This is a genomic window from Burkholderia sp. AU6039 (assembly GCF_002223365.1).
Lineage (GTDB): Bacteria > Pseudomonadota > Gammaproteobacteria > Burkholderiales > Burkholderiaceae > Burkholderia.
This window is the reverse complement of record NZ_NKFK01000002.1, coordinates 1-19,090: the sequence shown is the minus strand read 5'-3', so window position 1 is coordinate 19,090 and position 19,090 is coordinate 1. Positions and strand designations below refer to the sequence as shown.

General features: G+C 61.3%; 12 protein-coding genes, 4 tRNA genes and 1 rRNA gene. 1 reads left to right on the top strand and 16 read right to left on the bottom strand.

Annotated features, from left to right (window positions below; genetic code table 11):
- Window positions 1-149: 149 nt before the first annotated feature.
- The 15 genes from rpsL to CFB39_RS01480 form a co-directional block, all read right to left on the bottom strand.
- Window positions 150-530, bottom strand: a complete 381-nt coding sequence (gene rpsL / locus CFB39_RS01555) for a 30S ribosomal protein S12 (protein ID WP_006400662.1) — start codon at window positions 528-530, stop codon at window positions 150-152.
- 227 nt (window positions 531-757) lie between these two features.
- Window positions 758-2,605 carry a DNA helicase RecQ gene (gene recQ / locus CFB39_RS01545; protein WP_089472002.1) on the bottom strand — a complete coding sequence of 616 codons (1,848 nt, stop codon included), beginning with the start codon at window positions 2,603-2,605 and terminating at the stop codon, window positions 758-760.
- Window positions 2,606-2,844: 239 nt separating this feature from the next.
- A complete protein-coding gene (gene rpoC, locus CFB39_RS01540) occupies window positions 2,845-7,089 on the bottom strand; it encodes a DNA-directed RNA polymerase subunit beta' (protein ID WP_046544763.1) in 4,245 nt (1,414 codons plus the stop codon).
- Between the two features lie 21 nt (window positions 7,090-7,110).
- Window positions 7,111-11,217, bottom strand: coding sequence for a DNA-directed RNA polymerase subunit beta (gene rpoB / locus CFB39_RS01535; RefSeq protein WP_039339224.1), 4,107 nt, complete (start codon window positions 11,215-11,217; stop codon window positions 7,111-7,113).
- A 377-nt stretch (window positions 11,218-11,594) separates the two neighbouring features.
- Window positions 11,595-11,969 (bottom strand): 50S ribosomal protein L7/L12, encoded by a 375-nt coding sequence (rplL, locus tag CFB39_RS01530; RefSeq protein WP_021161757.1) that lies wholly within the window; start codon window positions 11,967-11,969, stop codon window positions 11,595-11,597.
- Window positions 11,970-12,032: 63 nt separating this feature from the next.
- Window positions 12,033-12,530 carry a 50S ribosomal protein L10 gene (gene rplJ, locus CFB39_RS01525; protein WP_021161756.1) on the bottom strand — a complete coding sequence of 166 codons (498 nt, stop codon included), beginning with the start codon at window positions 12,528-12,530 and terminating at the stop codon, window positions 12,033-12,035.
- Window positions 12,531-12,838: 308 nt separating this feature from the next.
- Window positions 12,839-13,537 carry a 50S ribosomal protein L1 gene (rplA, locus tag CFB39_RS01520; RefSeq protein ID WP_006482906.1) on the bottom strand — a complete coding sequence of 233 codons (699 nt, stop codon included), beginning with the start codon at window positions 13,535-13,537 and terminating at the stop codon, window positions 12,839-12,841.
- Window positions 13,538-13,969, bottom strand: a complete 432-nt coding sequence (gene rplK / locus CFB39_RS01515; protein WP_006477201.1) for a 50S ribosomal protein L11 — start codon at window positions 13,967-13,969, stop codon at window positions 13,538-13,540.
- A 142-nt stretch (window positions 13,970-14,111) separates the two neighbouring features.
- On the bottom strand, window positions 14,112-14,669 hold the full coding sequence (gene nusG, locus CFB39_RS01510) for a transcription termination/antitermination protein NusG (protein ID WP_006400672.1): 558 nt from the start codon (window positions 14,667-14,669) through the stop codon (window positions 14,112-14,114).
- Between the two features lies 1 nt (window position 14,670).
- Window positions 14,671-15,051, bottom strand: a complete 381-nt coding sequence (gene secE / locus CFB39_RS01505; protein ID WP_006482892.1) for a preprotein translocase subunit SecE — start codon at window positions 15,049-15,051, stop codon at window positions 14,671-14,673.
- Window positions 15,052-15,094: 43 nt separating this feature from the next.
- Window positions 15,095-15,170, bottom strand: a tRNA-Trp gene (locus CFB39_RS01500).
- A gap of 59 nt (window positions 15,171-15,229) precedes the next feature.
- Entirely contained in the window at window positions 15,230-16,420 is a 1,191-nt protein-coding gene (gene tuf, locus CFB39_RS01495; RefSeq protein ID WP_011350666.1) for an elongation factor Tu, read from the bottom strand.
- A 66-nt stretch (window positions 16,421-16,486) separates the two neighbouring features.
- Window positions 16,487-16,561 (bottom strand) — tRNA-Thr (locus CFB39_RS01490).
- A 24-nt stretch (window positions 16,562-16,585) separates the two neighbouring features.
- A tRNA-Gly gene (locus CFB39_RS01485) sits at window positions 16,586-16,659 on the bottom strand.
- Between the two features lie 44 nt (window positions 16,660-16,703).
- Window positions 16,704-16,789 (bottom strand) — tRNA-Tyr (locus CFB39_RS01480).
- Window positions 16,790-17,665: 876 nt separating this feature from the next.
- On the opposite strand from CFB39_RS01480, the gene CFB39_RS39165 reads away from it, so the two are divergent.
- Entirely contained in the window at window positions 17,666-18,229 is a 564-nt protein-coding gene (locus CFB39_RS39165; protein WP_144030222.1) for a hypothetical protein, read from the top strand.
- Between the two features lie 735 nt (window positions 18,230-18,964).
- Here the strand turns inward: CFB39_RS39165 and rrf are convergent.
- Window positions 18,965-19,077 (bottom strand): 5S ribosomal RNA (rrf, locus tag CFB39_RS01475).
- Window positions 19,078-19,090: the final 13 nt, after the last annotated feature.

Below are 19,090 nucleotides of genomic sequence, written 5' to 3'. Positions count from 1 at the left end.
TGGAGCTGGTTCCAGCTCCGCGGCCACCAACAAACCCGATCACATCTTCACGACTAACCAGCTTGGCCGGGTGACCACTTACTCGACAGCACCGGCAATCCGGCACTCCCGCCTTGACCGCCCTGTGGCGATCCCTGATCAAAAACTGCTTACTTGGCAGCCTTTGCACGCTTCGCGCCGTACTTCGAGCGCGCTTGCTTACGGTCCTTGACGCCCTGGGTATCCAGCGAGCCGCGAACCATGTGGTAACGCACACCCGGCAAGTCCTTCACACGGCCGCCGCGGATCAGCACAACCGAGTGTTCCTGCAGGTTGTGGCCTTCACCGCCGATGTACGAAATCACTTCGAAGCCGTTCGTCAGACGAACCTTGGCGACCTTACGGAGTGCCGAGTTCGGCTTCTTCGGCGTCGTCGTGTACACACGGGTGCACACGCCGCGACGCTGGGGGCAGTCCTGCAGGGCCGGGCTCTTGCTCTTCGTCGTTTCCGACTGACGGCCTTTGCGAACCAGTTGGTTGATGGTTGGCATTGTTTATTCCTGAAATTGAACAAAATCTGCGCACCGATTTCGGGCAAAGCGAGAATCGGCGCACAGTTGACTTCCGAACCGGCGAAACGGGTGCGAACCTTGGAACGCGACTCGGCCCACCGAATACCGGAACCCAGCATGATATTCCGGAAATACCAACTAAGTCAACGGCTTGCGTGATTCACCCGCCGAACGCGTGGTTTACCGGAAGGGTCGGAACACCTGTGTCAGGCCGACTCGACGACGTCGATGATCTCGTCGCCAAAGCGTTCGAGCTTGCGCACGCCCATGCCGGGGATATGGCGCAGGTCGTCGATCGTCTCCGGCGCGTTGCGCGCGATCTCGGCGAGCGTTGCGTCGTGGAAGATCACGTAGGCCGGCACGCCGTCCGTTTTCGCCGTTTCCGCACGCCACGCACGCAGCGCATCCCACCGTGCGCGCTCACGCGTGCCCATGCCGGCCGTCGGATCGACGCGCGTACCGCTGCGGCTCGACGACTGGCGCGTGCGCTGCGGCTTCACGTAGCGGCGCAGCGTGACCTTCTCCTCGTTCTTCAGCACGGGCTTCGCGGCCTCGGTCAGCACGAGCGCGCCGAAGCCGCCATGATCGACGGCGAGGTAGCCGTACGCGACGAGCTGCCGGAAAATCGCCCGCCATTCGGGCTCCGACAGCGATGCGCCGATCCCGAACGTCGTGAGCTGGTCGTGGCCGCGCTGCAACACCTTTTCGGTGCGCCCGCCGCGCAGGATCTCGATCAGGTGGCTCGAGCCGAAATTGAAGCCGCTTGCACGCTGCGCTCGGAATACGCACGACAGCGCCATCTGCGCCTCACGCGTGGCGTCCCACGACGCCGGCGGCTCGAGGCACGTATCGCAGTTGCCGCACGGCTTGCTCTCCTCGCCGAAGTAGTTCAGCAGCCGCACGCGGCGGCACGAAATCGTCTCGCACAGCCCGAGCAGCGCGTCGAGCTTCGACGTCTGGACGCGCTTGTGCGCGTCGTCCGCATCGGACTCGTCGATCATCTTGCGCTGCTGGACGACGTCGCCGAGGCCGTACGCCATCCACGCATTCGCGGGCATCCCGTCGCGGCCGGCTCGGCCCGTTTCCTGGTAGTAGCCTTCGACGCTCTTCGGCAGATCCAAGTGCGCGACGAAGCGCACGTCCGGCTTGTCGATGCCCATGCCGAACGCGATCGTCGCGCACATCACGATACCTTCCTCGCGCTGGAACATTTCCTGATGCTTCTGCCGCACCTCGAACTCCATCCCCGCGTGATACGGCAGCGCTCGCACGCCCTGCGCCTTCAGCCATTCGGCCGTTTCCTCGACCTTGCGGCGCGACAGGCAATAGACGACGCCTGCATCGGTCGTGCCGTCGGGATTCGTGTGCTCGGCGCGAATGAAATCGAGCAGTTGCGAACGCGCGTTGTCCTTTTCGACGATCCGGTAGCGGATGTTCGGGCGGTCGAAGCTCGACACGAACACGCGCGCATCGTCGAGCGCGAGACGGTGGATGATCTCGTCGCGCGTGATCGCATCGGCCGTGGCGGTCAGCGCGATGCGCGGCACCGACGGAAACCGCTCGTGCAGCACCGACAGCTGGATATATTCCGGGCGGAAATCGTGCCCCCATTGCGACACGCAGTGCGCTTCGTCGATCGCGAACAGGCCGATTTTCGCGCGCTCGAGCAGGTCGAGGAAGCGCCCCGTCATCAGCCGTTCCGGCGCGACGTACAGCAGGTCGATTTCGCCCTCGCGCAGCGCGCGCTCAGTCGCCGCAGCCTCGGCGCCGGATAGCGTCGAATTCAGGTACGCGGCACGCACACCCACTTCGCTCAGCGCGGCGACCTGGTCCTGCATCAGCGCGATCAACGGCGACACGACGATGCCGGCGCCCTGCCCGGCCTCGCGGCGCAGCAATGCGGGAATCTGATAGCACAGCGACTTGCCGCCGCCGGTTGGCATCAGCACGAGGCAATCGCCGCCGCCGGCGACGTGCTCGACGATCTCGCCCTGCTGGCCGCGAAATGCGGGGTAACCAAATACTTCATCGAGGATTTCGAGGGCGCGGGACATGAATGAGGACAGGGACGGCTAAACGATGACCGCAATTTTAACAACCCGCTCGCGCGACGCGTGGCGAATCGTGCGGTTTGGCCGATCGGCCAGGGTTCGTTCGCGCGCATGACGGGCCTGCGGCAGCCGCGCGGCAGGCCCGTCATGCGCATGAACGACAGACGAAAAAAAACCGCCCGGCATAACCGGGCGGTCTCGGTGACAGCAAGGTAAGGCAAGGCGGCTCGCGCCGCCCGCACTTACTCGGCTGCCGGATGTTGCTGCGGCTCTTCTGCCGGCGCGCTCGGCGTGCCGAAGTCGAATGCCTCTTCCGCTGCGATCTGGTCGAAACGCTCGCGATCCGACGATTCCTTCGCCTTGCGTGCCTTGTGGAACGCGAGACCCGTACCAGCCGGAATCAGACGGCCGACGATCACGTTTTCCTTCAGGCCACGCAGATCGTCGCGCTTGCCCATGATCGCCGCTTCGGTCAGCACGCGGGTCGTTTCCTGGAACGATGCCGCGGAGATAAACGAGTCGGTCGACAGCGACGCCTTCGTGATACCGAGCAGCACGTTGTCGTACGAAGCCGGACGCTTGTCCTCGGCGATCATGCGATCGTTCTCGTCCAGCATGTCGGAACGCTCGACCTGTTCGCCCGGGATGAAGCGCGTATCACCGTTGTCGGTGATCTGCACACGACGCAGCATCTGGCGAACGATCACCTCGATGTGCTTGTCGTTGATCTTCACGCCCTGCAGACGGTACACGTCCTGCACTTCGTCGACGATGTAGCGCGACAGCGCCTCGATACCCTGCAGACGCAGGATGTCGTGCGGATCCGCCGGACCGTCCACGATCATTTCGCCCTTGTTGACGACCTGGGCATCGTGAACCAGAACCTGCTTTTCCTTCGCGATCAGGAACTCGTGCTGATTGCCCTCGAGGTCCGTGATGACGAGACGCTGCTTGCCCTTCGTGTCCTTACCGAACGACGTCGTACCGGTGACTTCCGCGAGAATGCCGGCATCCTTCGGCGAACGCGCTTCGAACAGTTCAGCCACCCGCGGCAGACCGCCGGTAATGTCACGCGTCTTCTGCGCTTCCGTCGGGATACGTGCGAGCACTTCACCGACCTGCACCTGCTGACCATCCTTCACGGTGATCAGTGCGCCGACCTGGAAGCCGATCTGCACCGCGTGCTCCGTGCCCGGAATCTTCACTTCGTCGCCGTTCGCGTCGAGCAGCTTGACCTGCGGACGCACGCTCTTCGAAGCTTGCGAGCCACGACGCTTCACGTCGATCACGACCAGCGTCGACAGGCCGGTCACGTCGTCGATCTGCTTCGCGACGGTCACGCCTTCCTCGACGTTCTCGAACTTCACCGTACCACCGTACTCGGTGATGATCGGACGCGTCAGCGGATCCCACGTGGCGAGCTGCGTGCCTGCCTTGATCGTCGCACCGTCGAGCTGCAGCAGCGTCGCGCCGTACGGCACTTTGTGACGCTCGCGCTCGCGACCGAAATCGTCGGTGATCATCGCTTCGCCCGAACGGGAAATGACGATCTGCTCGCCCTTTGCGTTCGTGACGTAGCGCATCGTCGCCGTGAAGCGCACGATACCGTTGCTCTTCGCTTCGACCGACGAAGCCACTGCCGCACGCGATGCCGCACCACCGATGTGGAACGTACGCATCGTCAGCTGCGTGCCCGGTTCACCGATCGACTGTGCCGCGATCACGCCGACTGCTTCGCCGACGTTCACGAGCGAGCCGCGGCCGAGGTCACGGCCATAGCAGGCTGCGCACAGGCCGTAACGCGTTTCGCAGGTCAGCGGCGTGCGCACGCGCACTTCGTCGATGCCGAGGCGTTCGATTTCCTCGACCGCCGTTTCGTCGAGCAGCGTGCCCGATTCGTACACCGTTTCCTGCGTTTCCGGGTTCACGACGTCCGCCACCGCAACGCGGCCGAGGATACGGTCACGCAGCGCTTCGACGACTTCACCGCCTTCGACGAGTGCCTTCATCGCCACGCCGTTCGACGTGCCGCAATCGTCTTCCACCACGACCAGATCCTGCGTGACGTCGACGAGACGACGCGTCAGGTAACCCGAGTTCGCGGTCTTCAGTGCCGTATCAGCCAGACCCTTACGTGCACCGTGGGTCGAGATGAAGTACTGCAACACGTTCAGACCTTCGCGGAAGTTCGCGGTAATCGGCGTCTCGATAATCGAGCCGTCCGGCTTCGCCATCAGGCCTCGCATACCGGCCAGCTGACGAATCTGAACCGCCGAACCCCGGGCGCCCGAGTCGGCCATCATGTAGATCGAGTTGAACGATTCCTGGCGCGTTTCCTTGCCGTCGCGGTCCGTCACCGGCTCCGTCGACAGCTGCTCCATCATCGCCTTGCCGACCGCTTCCGACGTTGCCGACCAGATGTCGACCACGTTGTTGTAGCGTTCCTGCGCGGTGACGAGACCCGACATGTACTGGCGGTCGTACTCCTTCACCTTCTTCGCGGCGTCGCCGACGATCGTTTCCTTCTGCGGCGGCACGAGCATGTCGTCCACGCAGATCGAAATACCGGCACGCGTCGCGAGACGGAAACCCGACTGCATCAGCTGATCGGCAAACACCACCGTCGCGCGCAGACCGCACTTGCGGAACGCCGTGTTGATCAGGCGCGAGATTTCCTTCTTCTTCAGCGGCTTGTTCAGCACCGAGAACGGCAGGCCGTGCGGCAGGATCTCCGACAGGATCGCGCGGCCGACGGTCGTCGCGTACAGCGAGATCTTCGGCACGAACGGCGGTGCGCCTTCCGACGTGTCTTCGTTGTGGACCATTTCGGTGATCCGCACGTTGACGCGCGATGCCAGCTCGACTTCCTTGTTCTCGTACGCGCGGATCACTTCCGACACGCCCGTGAACGACAGGCCTTCGCCCTTGGCGTTAACCGCTTCGCGGGTCGCGTAGTACAGACCCAGCACGATATCCTGCGACGGCACGATCGACGGATCGCCGTTGGCCGGGAACAGCACGTTGTTCGACGCCAGCATCAGCGTACGCGCTTCCATCTGCGCTTCGAGCGACAGCGGCACGTGAACGGCCATCTGGTCACCGTCGAAGTCGGCGTTGAACGCCGCGCAGACGAGCGGGTGCAGCTGAATTGCCTTGCCTTCGATCAGCACCGGCTCGAACGCCTGGATACCGAGACGGTGCAGCGTCGGCGCACGGTTCAGCATCACCGGGTGCTCGCGGATCACCTCTTCGAGGATGTCCCACACCACCGGCGTCTGGTTCTCGACTTCCTTCTTCGCAGCCTTGATGGTCGTCGCGACGCCCATCACTTCCAGCTTGTTGAAGATGAACGGCTTGAACAGCTCGAGCGCCATCAGCTTCGGCAGGCCGCACTGGTGCAGCTTCAGCGTCGGACCGACCACGATGACCGAACGGCCCGAGTAGTCGACGCGCTTGCCCAGCAGGTTCTGACGGAAACGACCGCCCTTACCCTTGATCATGTCGGCGAGCGACTTCAGCGGACGCTTGTTCGCGCCCGTCATCGCCTTGCCGCGACGACCGTTGTCGAGCAGCGAGTCGACGGCTTCCTGCAGCATCCGCTTTTCGTTGCGGACGATGATTTCAGGTGCCTTCAGCTCGAGCAGGCGCTTCAACCGGTTGTTACGGTTGATCACGCGGCGATACAGGTCGTTCAGGTCCGACGTCGCGAAACGGCCGCCGTCCAGCGGCACGAGCGGACGCAGTTCCGGCGGCAGCACCGGCAGCACTTCGAGGATCATCCACTCGGGCTTGATGCCCGAGCGCTGGAATGCCTCGAGGACCTTCAGGCGCTTCGCATACTTCTTGATCTTCGCTTCCGAACCGGTGTTCTTCAGCTCGGTGCGCAGCGTCTCGACCTGCTCGTCGATGTTGATCGCGCGCAGCAGTTCACGCACGCCTTCCGCGCCCATTTCGGCACGGAATTCGTCGCCGTATTCCTCGACCTTGTTGTAGTAATCCTCTTCGGTCATGATCTGCCGCGCCTTCAGCGGCGTCATGCCCGGTTCGATCACCACATAGGCTTCGAAGTACAGCACGCGTTCGATGTCGCGCAGCGTCATGTCGAGCACCATGCCCAGACGCGACGGCAGCGACTTCAGGAACCAGATGTGAGCGACCGGCGAGGCCAGCTCGATGTGGCCCATCCGTTCGCGACGCACCTTCGCCAGCGTCACTTCGACGCCGCACTTCTCGCAGATCACGCCGCGGTGCTTCAGACGCTTGTACTTGCCGCACAGGCACTCGTAGTCCTTGATCGGCCCGAAGATCTTCGCGCAGAAGAGACCATCGCGTTCCGGCTTGAACGTACGGTAGTTGATGGTCTCCGGCTTCTTCACTTCGCCGAACGACCACGAACGGATCTTGTCCGGCGAGGCCAGACCGATCTTGATCGCGTCGAAAACTTCTTCCTGTTGGACTTGCTTGAATAGATCGAGCAGAGCTTTCATTGCTTTCTCTCCGTAGTCCGATTAATTGCGGTCGAGATCGATATCGATACCGAGCGAGCGGATTTCCTTCACGAGCACGTTGAAGGATTCCGGCATGCCTGCATCGATCACGTGATCGCCCTTGACGAGGTTTTCGTACACCTTCGTCCGGCCGGTCACGTCGTCCGACTTCACCGTCAGCATTTCCTGCAGCACGTAGGACGCGCCGTACGCTTCGAGTGCCCACACTTCCATTTCACCGAAACGCTGGCCACCGAACTGCGCCTTACCACCCAGCGGCTGCTGCGTGACGAGCGAGTACGGGCCGGTCGAACGCGCGTGCATCTTGTCGTCGACCAAGTGGTGCAGCTTCAGGTAGTGCATGTAGCCGAGCGTCACGCGACGTTCGAACATTTCACCCGTGCGGCCGTCGTACAGACGGACCTGGTTCTTCGACGGGTTCATGCCGAGCTGTTCAGCGATGTCGTCCGGGAACGCGAGGTCGAGCATCTTGCCCATTTCTTCCTCGGTCGCACCGTCGAACACCGGCGTTGCGAACGGCACGCCTTCGCGCAGGTTCTTCGCGAGTTCGAGGATCTCTTCGTCGGTGAAGCTTTCCAGGTCTTCCTGGCGGCCCGAGTCGTTGTAGATCTTCGTCAGGAACACGCGCAGTTCCTCGATCTTCGCCTGACGCTGCAGCATTTCGCCGATACGCCAGCCGAGGCCCTTCGCGGCCCAACCGAGGTGCACTTCCAGAACCTGACCCACGTTCATCCGCGACGGAACGCCCAGCGGGTTCAGCACGACGTCTGCCGGACGGCCATCGGCCATGTACGGCATGTCTTCGATCGGGACGATCTTCGACACGACACCCTTGTTACCGTGACGGCCTGCCATCTTGTCGCCAGGCTGCAGGCGACGCTTGACCGCGAGGTACACCTTGACCATCTTCAGCACGCCCGGCGGCAGTTCGTCGCCTTGCGTGAGCTTCTTGCGCTTCTCTTCGAACGCGAGGTCGAACTGGTGACGCTTTTCTTCGATCGAGTTCTTGATCGCTTCGAGCTGCGCCGCTGCTTCGTCGTCCGCGAGGCGGATGTCGAACCAGTGGTAGTGGTCGAGGTCTTCCAGGTAAGCCTGGTCGATCTTCGTGCCCTTCGCGAGCTTCTTCGGACCGCCGTTCGCGACCTTGCCCACCAGCATGCGTGCGAGACGCTGGAACGCGTCGCCTTCCACGATGCGCAGCTGGTCGTTCAGGTCGAGACGGTAACGCTTCAGTTCGTCGTCGATGATCTGTTGCGCACGCTTGTCGCGCTGGATGCCTTCACGCGTGAACACCTGGACGTCGATCACGGTGCCGCTCATGCCCGACGGCACGCGCAGCGACGTGTCCTTCACGTCCGAGGCCTTCTCGCCGAAGATCGCGCGCAGCAGCTTCTCTTCCGGCGTCAGCTGGGTCTCGCCCTTCGGCGTGACCTTGCCGACCAGCACGTCGCCTGCTTCGACTTCAGCACCGATGTACACGATGCCCGATTCGTCGAGACGGCCGAGCTGGACTTCCGCCAGGTTCGAGATGTCGCGCGTGATTTCTTCCGGCCCGAGCTTCGTGTCGCGTGCAACGACGTTCAGCTCTTCGATGTGGATCGACGTGTAGCGATCGTCGGCCACGACCTTCTCCGAGATCAGGATCGAATCCTCGAAGTTGTAGCCGTTCCACGGCATGAACGCGATCAGCATGTTCTGGCCGAGCGCGAGCTCACCCAGGTCCGTCGAGGCGCCGTCGGCCAGCACGTCGCCGCGCGAGACCTTGTCGCCCATCTTCACGATCGGACGCTGGTTGATGTTCGTGTTCTGGTTCGAACGCGTGTACTTGATCAGGTTGTAGATGTCGACACCGACTTCACCTGCGACTGCTTCGTCGTCGTTCACGCGAATCACGATACGGCCTGCGTCGACATAGTCGACGACGCCGCCGCGGAACGCCTGAACCGTCGTACCCGAGTCGACCGCACAGGTGCGCTCGATGCCCGTACCGACGACCGGCTTTTCCGGACGCAGACACGGCACGGCCTGACGCTGCATGTTCGAACCCATCAGCGCACGGTTCGCGTCATCGTGCTCGAGGAACGGAATCAGCGAGGCTGCGACCGACACGATCTGCGACGGCGCGACGTCCATGTACTGGATACGGTCCGGCGTGACCATCATCGTTTCGCCGGCTTCACGCGACGACACGAGTTCGTCGATCAGCTGGCCGTTCTCGTCGATCGCGGCGTTTGCCTGCGCGATCATGTAGCGGCCTTCTTCGATCGCCGACAGGTAGTCGATCTGGTCGGTCACCTTGCTGTCCACGACCTTGCGGTACGGCGTCTCGAGGAAGCCATACTCGTTCAGGTGCGCATACAGTGCGAGCGAGTTGATCAGGCCGATGTTCGGACCTTCCGGCGTTTCGATCGGGCACACGCGGCCATAGTGGGTCGGGTGCACGTCGCGGACTTCAAAGCCTGCGCGTTCGCGCGTCAGACCGCCCGGGCCCAGTGCGGAAACACGACGCTTGTGCGTGATTTCCGACAGCGGGTTGGTCTGGTCCATGAACTGCGACAGCTGCGACGAACCGAAGAACTCGCGGATCGCCGACGAAATCGGCTTCGAGTTGATCAGGTCGTGCGGCATCAGGTTTTCGCTTTCGGCCTGGCCGAGGCGTTCCTTGACCGCGCGCTCGACACGTACGAGACCTGCGCGGAACTGGTTTTCCGCCAGTTCGCCGACGCAACGCACACGACGGTTGCCGAGGTGGTCGATGTCGTCCACTTCGCCCTTGCCGTTGCGCAGCTCGACGAGGATCTTGATCGTCGCGAGGATGTCGTCGTCCTGCAGCGTCATCGGGCCGGTGATCTCGTCACGGCTGACGCGGCGGTTGAACTTCATACGGCCGACCTTCGACAGGTCGTACGCTTCTTCGCTGTAGAACAGACGGTTGAACAGTGCCTCGACCGCTTCTTCGGTCGGCGGCTCGCCCGGACGCATCATGCGGTAGATCGCGATGCGCGCGGCCGTCTTGTCGGTCGTTTCGTCGACACGCAGCGTCGACGAGATGTACGGGCCCTGGTCCAGGTCGTTCGTGTAGAGCGTCTGGATGTCCTTGATGCCCGCTTCGCGCAGCTTCTCGAGCACGCTTTCCGTGACTTCGTCGTTCGCGCTCGCGATCACTTCGCCGGTGTCGCCGTCGACGACGTTCTTCGCCAGCACGCGGCCGAGCAGATAGTCTTCCGGCACCGAGATGAACTTGGTCTTCGCGGCTTCGAGGTCGCGAATGTGCTTCGCGTTGATCCGCTTGTCCTTCTGGACGATGACCTTGCCATCACGATCCGTGATGTCGAAGCGCGCGACTTCACCACGCAGGCGCTCGGGCACGAACTCGAGTTGCGCGCCTTCGTCCATCAGCGTGAAGTTGTCGAACACGAAGAAGTTCGCGAGGATCTGTTCCGGCGTGAGGCCGATGGCCTTCAGCAGGATCGTGACCGGCATCTTGCGGCGACGGTCGACGCGGAAGTACAGGATGTCCTTCGGATCGAATTCGAAGTCGAGCCACGAGCCGCGGTACGGAATGATCCGTGCCGAGAACAGCAGCTTGCCCGAGCTGTGCGTCTTGCCCTTGTCGTGTTCGAAGAACACGCCCGGCGAACGGTGCAGCTGCGAGACGATGACACGCTCGGTGCCGTTGATGACGAACGAGCCCGTCGGCGTCATGAGCGGAATTTCGCCCATGTACACTTCCTGCTCTTTCACTTCCTTGACGACCGGCTTGTTCGGCGATTCCTTGTCGAGGATGACAAGGCGGACCTTCGCGCGCAGCGCGGAGCAGTACGTCAGGCCGCGCTGCTGGCATTCCTTGATGTTGAATGCCGGCGCGGACAACGCATAGCTCACGAACTCGAGACGTGCGAAACCGTTGTGCGAAACAATGGGAAATACCGATGTGAACGCGGCCTGCAAACCTTCAGGCTTGCGTTGCGTGGCCGGCACATCGGCTTGCAGAAACGTGCTGAATGATTCAAGCTGGGTAGCCAGCAAGAAAGGAACTTGGTGAACGATGGGGCGCTTCGCGAAACTCTTGCGAATGCGCTTCTTCTCGGTGAAGGAATATTGCATACGATCTCCGAATCACGGCGGGTGCTATCGAGGCGGAATACCTGGACGTTTCAAACCCGAGTGTTCACCGACTGAGACCCGATGGCCGTCCGACGGCTTGAACGAGCCGAGAAGCTTGGTGGTTGGCCGCTACCAACCGCTGGCTGACGGCAGCGGATGCCTGTGTTGCCCGCTACCCGACCAAACTTGCCTTCTGCAGTCGCTTCAGAAGACAAAGAGAACCGCCATTCGTGACCAATGACAACGATCAGGCGGTTTTCTTTGGCTTCTGGGGCCGATTATTCGGGCTCCCGAATGAGTGCCAGAATAACGTCCCCACAAAGCACAAAAAGGCCGGCGGTGAAAATACCGCCAGCCTTCGCACAGCGCGCCGAAACTTACTTGACTTCGACCTTCGCGCCTGCTTCTTCCAGCTTCTTCTTGGCTTCTTCAGCAGCAGCCTTGTCGACGCCTTCCTTGACAGCCTTCGGTGCGCCGTCAACGACGTCCTTCGCTTCCTTCAGGCCCAGGCCCGTCAGTTCGCGAACTGCCTTGATGACTGCAACCTTGTTGCTGCCTGCTTCAGCCAGAACGACCGTGAATTCGGTCTTCTCTTCTGCTGCAGCAGCTGCGCCGCCGCCTGCCGGGCCAGCGACTGCCACTGCAGCTGCCGACACGCCAAACTTCTCTTCGAATGCCTTGACCAGTTCGTTCAGTTCCAGAACGGTCATCCCTTCGACTGCTGCCAGGATGTCTTCTTTTGCGATTGCCATTTGAAATACTCCTAAATTGAATTCGGATACAGCCAGCGATCAATGACGCTGATGCACGCTCGATTACGCAGCTTCCGCTTGCTTCTTCTCGGCCAGCGCGGCCAGAGCGCGCGCGAAGCCCGAAACAGGCGATTGCATAACGAACAGCAGCTTCGAGAGCAGTTCTTCGCGGCTCGGGATGCTTGCCAGCGCTTGCACGCCAGCCTTGTCCATCACCTTGCCATCGAACGAACCAGCCTTGATGACCAACTTGTCATTGCTCTTGCTGAAGTCGTTGACGACCTTAGCAGCAGCAATTGCATCTTCCGAGATGCCGTAGATCAACGGGCCAGTCATCTGCTCTGCCAGCGGAGCAAACGGCGTACCTTCAACAGCGCGACGCGCCAGCGTGTTCTTCAACACGCGCAGGTAAACCTGTTGCTCACGCGCTTTCGCGCGCAGCTTGGTCAGATCGCCAACCGCAATTCCACGATACTCAGCCAGCACAACGGTCTGGGCCTTCGCGACTTGCGCGGAAACCTCAGCGACGACGGCTTGCTTGTCTTCTCTATTAAGCGGCACGGTTAGCCTCCAGAAACGATACGTTCGGCGCGGCCGGCATGACCGAAACCTCACGTACCTCGTTCAACAACGGCGTCCGACCTCGTTAGGAGTATTTCCACCTCATGCCGGGAATCGCTTCGCGGCCTGCGGCTTCACCACTGCAAAACTTTTTCGGGTTCGCCATCTGCGTTGGCTTGAATTAAGGGATCACCTGACTGCTGCGCCCCACCAACGGTCTTTGATAACCGGTTGCCCGTCCTACCGCACGAACAACCGCCCAAAGCCCATGTAGGCCGCTTCGCGAACGAAGCGGCCCGAATACTTGCTTACTGTGCTGCCAGCGTAGCCTGGTCGACACGCACGCCGACGCCCATCGTGCTCGACAGTGCGATCTTGCGCAGGTAGACGCCCTTGCTCGTTGCCGGCTTTGCCTTCTGCAGCGCTTCGATCAGTGCCGACAGGTTCGAACGCAGTGCGGTCGGCTCGAACGATGCACGGCCGATGGTCGCGTGGATGATACCGGCCTTGTCGACACGGAATTGCACCTGACCAGCCTTCGCGTTCTTGACGGCGGTTGCGACGTCCGGCGTGACCGTACCCACCTTCGGGTTCGGCATCAGGCCGCGCGGGCCCAGAATCTGGCCGAGCGTACCGACGATACGCATCGTGTCCGGCGAAGCGATCACGATGTCGAAGTCCATCTGGCCAGCCTTGATCTGCTCTGCCAGGTCTTCCATACCGACGATTTCCGCGCCTGCTGCACGTGCTTGTTCAGCCTTCTCGCCTTGCGCGAACACAGCAACGCGAACCGACTTGCCCGTACCTGCCGGCAGAACGACCGAGCCACGAACCACTTGATCCGACTTCTTCGCATCGATGCCGAGCTGGACTGCGACGTCGATCGACTCGTCGAACTTCGCGCTCGCGCATTCCTTCACGAGGCTCAGTGCGTCTTCGATCGCGTACAGCTTCTGACGATCAACCTTGGCGGCAAATGCCTGACGGCGCTTGGAGATCTTAGCCATTTACACGCCCTCCACAGTGATGCCCATCGAGCGTGCGCTACCAGCGATGGTGCGAACGGCTGCGTCCAGATCAGCTGCCGTAAGGTCCGGCATCTTGGTCTTCGCGATTTCTTCGGCTTGAGCGCGCGTGATCGAACCGACCTTGTCGGTGTGCGGCTTGCTCGAGCCCTTGTCCACCTTCGCCGCCTTCTTGATCAGGACGGTCGCCGGCGGCGTCTTCATCACGAACGTGAAGCTCTTGTCAGCGAATGCCGTGATGACCACCGGCACCGGCAGACCCGGCTCCATGCCTTGAGTCTGCGCGTTGAACGCCTTGCAGAACTCCATGATGTTCAGGCCGCGCTGGCCCAGTGCCGGACCGACCGGCGGCGACGGGTTGGCTTTACCTGCAGGGATCTGCAGCTTGATAAAGCCGATAATCTTCTTTGCCATTTGTGAACCTCATTGGAACGCCAGAGAAGGCGTTCGGTGAGTAATAACGCGCTTTCGCCACGGGCTACTGACGCTCCTCAACGGCCATGACGCGGACCGTAAGCGCGAAGGTGGGCAGCCGAGGCTGCCCACCGAATCGGGATCAAACTTTTTCGACCTGACCGAACTCGAGTTCGACCGGGGTGGATCGGCCAAAGATGGTGACCGACACACGCACGCGCGATTTTTCGTAGTTGACTTCTTCGACGGTGCCATTGAAGTCCGTGAACGGGCCTTCCTTGACACGCACCATCTCGCCGACTTCGAACAGGGTCTTCGGGCGCGGCTTCTCAACGCCTTCCTGCATCTGCGACATGATCTTCTCGACTTCCTTCGGGGAAATCGGGGTCGGGCGGTTGCGCGCACCGCCGACGAAACCGGTGACCTTCGCGGTGTTCTTCACGAGGTGCCACGTTTCGTCCGTCATTTCCATCTCAACCAGCACGTAGCCGGGGAAGAAACGACGCTCAGTCACTGCCTTGTGGCCGCCTTTGACTTCGACCACTTCTTCGGTCGGGACCAGGATCTGACCGAATTTGTCCTGCATGCCAGCACGTTCGATGCGCTCCTGAAGCGCACGCTGCACGCTCTTCTCCATACCGGAGTAGGCGTGCACGACGTACCAACGCTTTCCGCTCGGGGATGCCGGAGTATCGCTCATATCATTTCCAACCCAGAATCGCCGAGAAAATCACCCATTCGATCGATTTGTCACTCAACCAGAGGAAAATCGCCATCACGAGCACGAAACCGAACACGACGAGTGTGGTTTGCGTTGCTTCCTTGCGGGTGGGCCAAACGACCTTCCGGACTTCCTTGTACGAATCCTTGGCAAAGGCGATGAGACTCTTGCCAGGTGCGGACATGAGACCGACGGCCACGCCGGCGATGATACCTACCGCCAACGCAGCACCGCGGACATACCATTGCTGATTGGCCAGCCAGAAGAAGCCCACGAATCCGGCCAAGACCAACAATACGCCCAGGGCCAGCATCAGCTTATCGCCGGAGGTATTTACAGTTTCGACGGATGGATTCGCCATAACACCTTAAAACAAATGCCACGTAGGACACGTGGCTATTTTTTGGCAGGGGCAGAGGGAATCGAACCCCCAACCTTCGGTTTTGGAGACCGACGCTCTGCCAGTTGAGCTATACCCCTAAACCATGCTGGGGCTGGCTGTTGCCAGCCCCAAAACTGTCGATCAACGAATAACTGGCTTACTCGATGATCTTGGCGACGACGCCGGCGCCGACCGTACGGCCGCCTTCGCGGATTGCGAAGCGCAGACCTTCTTCCATCGCGATCGGTGCGATCAGCTTCACCGTGATCGACACGTTGTCGCCCGGCATCACCATTTCCTTGTCCTTCGGCAGCTCGATCGAGCCCGTCACGTCCGTCGTACGGAAGTAGAACTGCGGACGGTAGTTGTTGAAGAACGGCGTGTGACGGCCGCCTTCGTCCTTGCTCAGCACGTACACCTCAGCCGTGAAGTGCGTGTGCGGCGTGATCGAACCCGGCTTCGCCAGAACCTGGCCACGCTCCACGTCTTCACGCTTCGTGCCGCGCAGCAGGATACCAACGTTGTCGCCTGCTTGACCTTGGTCCAGCAGCTTGCGGAACATTTCAACGCCCGTGCAGGTCGTCTTCACCGTCGGCTTGATACCGACGATTTCGATTTCTTCGCCGACCTTCACGATGCCGCGCTCAACGCGACCCGTCACGACCGTACCACGGCCCGAGATCGAGAACACGTCTTCCACCGGCATCAGGAACGCGCCGTCAACTGCACGCTCCGGCGTCGGGATGTACGTGTCCAGCGCGTCGGCCAGGCTCATGATCGCCACTTCGCCCAGCTCGCCCGTGTCGCCTTCCAGCGCCAGCTTGGCCGAACCCTTCACGATCGGCGTGTCGTCGCCCGGGAAGTCGTACTTCGACAGGAGTTCGCGAACTTCCATCTCGACCAGCTCGAGCAGTTCAGCGTCGTCCACCATGTCGCACTTGTTCAGGAACACGATGATGTACGGAACGCCAACCTGACGTGCCAGCAGGATGTGCTCACGCGTTTGCGGCATCGGGCCGTCTGCTGCCGAGCAAACCAGGATCGCGCCGTCCATCTGCGCTGCGCCCGTGATCATGTTCTTCACATAGTCAGCGTGGCCCGGGCAGTCGACGTGTGCGTAGTGGCGGTTAGCCGTTTCGTACTCGACGTGTGCCGTGTTGATCGTGATGCCGCGCGCCTTTTCTTCCGGTGCCGCGTCGATCTGGTCGTATGCCTTCGCTTCGCCGCCGAACTTCTTCGTCAGAACCGTCGTGATCGCTGCCGTCAGCGTCGTCTTGCCGTGGTCAACGTGACCAATCGTACCAACGTTCACGTGCGGCTTGGTCCGCTCAAATTTACCCTTGGCCATTTTCGACTCCCAGAAGGAATTTCACAGGTTGCGCCGCGCGCAAACAAGACACTGACTTTTTACTGCTGGTGCCCATGGGCAGGATCGAACTGCCGACCTCTCCCTTACCAAGGGAGTGCTCTACCACTGAGCCACATGGGCGCTTTACGCTTCAACTTCGCGGTCTGGAGCGGGTGAAGGGAATCGAACCCTCGTCGTAAGCTTGGAAGGCTTCTGCTCTACCATTGAGCTACACCCGCACGGGCCACAAACGATTCCTTACCGCTCACTGCGCTGATAATCTTGGTGGAGGAGGTTGGATTCGAACCAACGTAGGCGTAAGCCAACAGATTTACAGTCTGCCCCCTTTAGCCACTCGGGCACCCCTCCGTAGAGAACTGACGATTATGGGGGTGCATCGCACTTCTGTCAAGCGGATCCGGAAGATTATTTTCACTTCCTTCCCGACACCTGCTTGACCACCGATCTCCCGCCCTTGCCCGGCTAAGGCAAGCATGGGTGCTGCTGATCAGTGCCACATCTTCGTCAGACTCCGCCCTCAACGTCGATCTGCATCTACGCTGAAAACGAAAGACCGCCATCATACGACCTCTTCCGCACTCTGCCAAGCGGGTAAACGAAAAATTTCCGCAAATTTCGTGCCGAGTGGACCCGCCGATCCGCCCCCGATACTTTGGGGGATATTGCTTCCAATCTCACCGGCTGCCTGATCGGACCTGCGGGCGATATACGTGACGAGGCTTTCGGGCGGCGTTTTCCAGCAACTGCATCGGATCCTGCGGCCACGGCTATCGACGGGAAGTGGTGCGCGCGACACCGACCCTAGCCGACTTCAGCCACAGCCGCGATACCATCGCAGACCAACTGCCCGCCTCCGGTTCTGATCCTCACGCGCCTGCTTGCACTCGTGATGACCTTCATGTCTTTGACCGCGCATGCGGCCGGTCCGTCAGATGCCTGGTGTCGCTCGAGCACCATCACCAGAATCCGCCAGCAGGCACTCCCGACAGCCACGCCCCAGGACGCAGCGCGGCAGCTTCATTGCTCTCCTCATATGACCGACTGAAACCCGCGCTCGATGCCGGGTGCCTCGGTTCGGAACACGTCGGTTTCGTTGGCCCCCCCCCGCTTAGCCAAGATGCAATCGCCTATGCGTGGCTGCTCAATGATGCGTCCACGTACCTCGTCGGCGCTGGCGATAGTGCGCCAGAAGGTGAGTCCGGCGCCCCAGCCTGCATCGACGCATTGCAGCCACTACTCGGCGATGATATGCGGCCCCGCCTGGGCCTGCCCCGCAGGCTTGTCGACGCGATCTCGGCGAACATTCTGCAATGTGCCGCCCACTGCCTTTCACCATCATGCAAGCCGTCCAACGTCAACATCTGGACGGCCTACCGCAGCGAATCCACGGCATACGCACGACATCCCGCATGCCCGTACGATGCCCGCCTCGCGCAGCTGAACGCTAGTACCCGCGCAGGATTCGACGCCGGCGCGTTCTCCGCTCCGCATCCATCCGACGACCACTTCGACATCGACTGCTCGCTGCCCGGCGTTGGTCGTGCTAACCCGAAATCAAGGCAGGAACACGACCCGGCGGTTTCCGCCGGGCGATGGCTCCGCACTCCGGGATCCGAGTACCGCATGCGCGGTGGAATCGACCGGCATCGACGCCGGCGGCAAGCACTTCGCGTTATGGGTGAAGGGCGAGACTGCTTTGGCGGCACGGCCTGTTCACTCATCGAAGAAATCTATGCGTTGCGAGACGGGCAGCCCGTGCTCGTCAAAAGGAATAGCGCGGATTTCTGATGCTATCGGGTCGACGAACTCGCGGACGCAGGTTCGCGCTAGCAACGCCCCCGTCCATCCGGTGGGTTACACGCACCCGCTCCTTCGCTCAAGCCGACTTGAGCGAAGATGCAACGAATTGAGTCACGAACCACCCCGGATGGCCATACAATGCGATTCACAGCACGTTTCGACTTCGTACGCTCGATGGGCATCAGTCACTCAGCGCGCGCAGCGAGAACGCGCCAAACGTCCGATAGAGGTGACCCGTTGCCCGGTATGCTGACGGCTCGTGTGGCGGCTGAGGCCGTGAAACATGCTCGGTAGGCACGAAATTGCAATAGTGACTTTTGGCCGAGGATGAGCTCGATACGCCGATGAACGACGCCCGAGGATCGGCAATCGAGGAGTGGGCGTTGCCCCACCGGGCCGCAGCCCGGCGACGCTCAAATCAGCCCCGAGCGGTAGTCAGATACGCGAGATGGAGTCGCTACTCGACCTGGCCGCCATCGTCGTGAGCAGCGGGAGGATGGATGTTTGAATGTGGATTTCAACCAACGCCAGCTACCAGTGCGGGACCAGCTCGATCGGTTTGATCAGTAGCGCAACGCTGCGAGTTCTCGAGAACGGCAGGTGGCTGAATCGACGTATTCTGCGCCTGGATATGGCCAGGCCGTCCACTCCACTCGCCCGTGCATTTCCTCCGCCCAAATGCAAAAACCCCCGCCTTTCGGGCGGGGGTTTCTGGCTTAGGGAGCCTGACGATTACCTACTTTCACACGGGAATCCGCACTATCATCGGCGTAGAGTCGTTTCACGGTCCTGTTCGGGATGGGAAGGGGTGGGACCGACTCGCTATGGTCATCAGGCAAAGAGGGTTGT

Excerpts from the sequence above, each read along its gene's own strand:
- recQ (WP_089472002.1), bottom strand. The coding sequence starts at position 2,605 with ATGTCCCGCGCCCTCGAAATCCTCGATGAAGTATTTGGTTACCCCGCA.
- rplL (WP_021161757.1), bottom strand. The coding sequence starts at position 11,969 with ATGGCAATCGCAAAAGAAGACATCCTGGCAGCAGTCGAAGGGATGACC.
- secE (WP_006482892.1), bottom strand. The coding sequence starts at position 15,051 with ATGGCGAATCCATCCGTCGAAACTGTAAATACCTCCGGCGATAAGCTG.
- tuf (WP_011350666.1), bottom strand. The coding sequence starts at position 16,420 with ATGGCCAAGGGTAAATTTGAGCGGACCAAGCCGCACGTGAACGTTGGT.
- rpoB (WP_039339224.1), bottom strand. The coding sequence starts at position 11,217 with ATGCAATATTCCTTCACCGAGAAGAAGCGCATTCGCAAGAGTTTCGCG.
- rplA (WP_006482906.1), bottom strand. The coding sequence starts at position 13,537 with ATGGCTAAGATCTCCAAGCGCCGTCAGGCATTTGCCGCCAAGGTTGAT.
- nusG (WP_006400672.1), bottom strand. The coding sequence starts at position 14,669 with ATGAGCGATACTCCGGCATCCCCGAGCGGAAAGCGTTGGTACGTCGTG.
- rplK (WP_006477201.1), bottom strand. The coding sequence starts at position 13,969 with ATGGCAAAGAAGATTATCGGCTTTATCAAGCTGCAGATCCCTGCAGGT.
- rpsL (WP_006400662.1), bottom strand. The coding sequence starts at position 530 with ATGCCAACCATCAACCAACTGGTTCGCAAAGGCCGTCAGTCGGAAACG.
- rpoC (WP_046544763.1), bottom strand. The coding sequence starts at position 7,089 with ATGAAAGCTCTGCTCGATCTATTCAAGCAAGTCCAACAGGAAGAAGTT.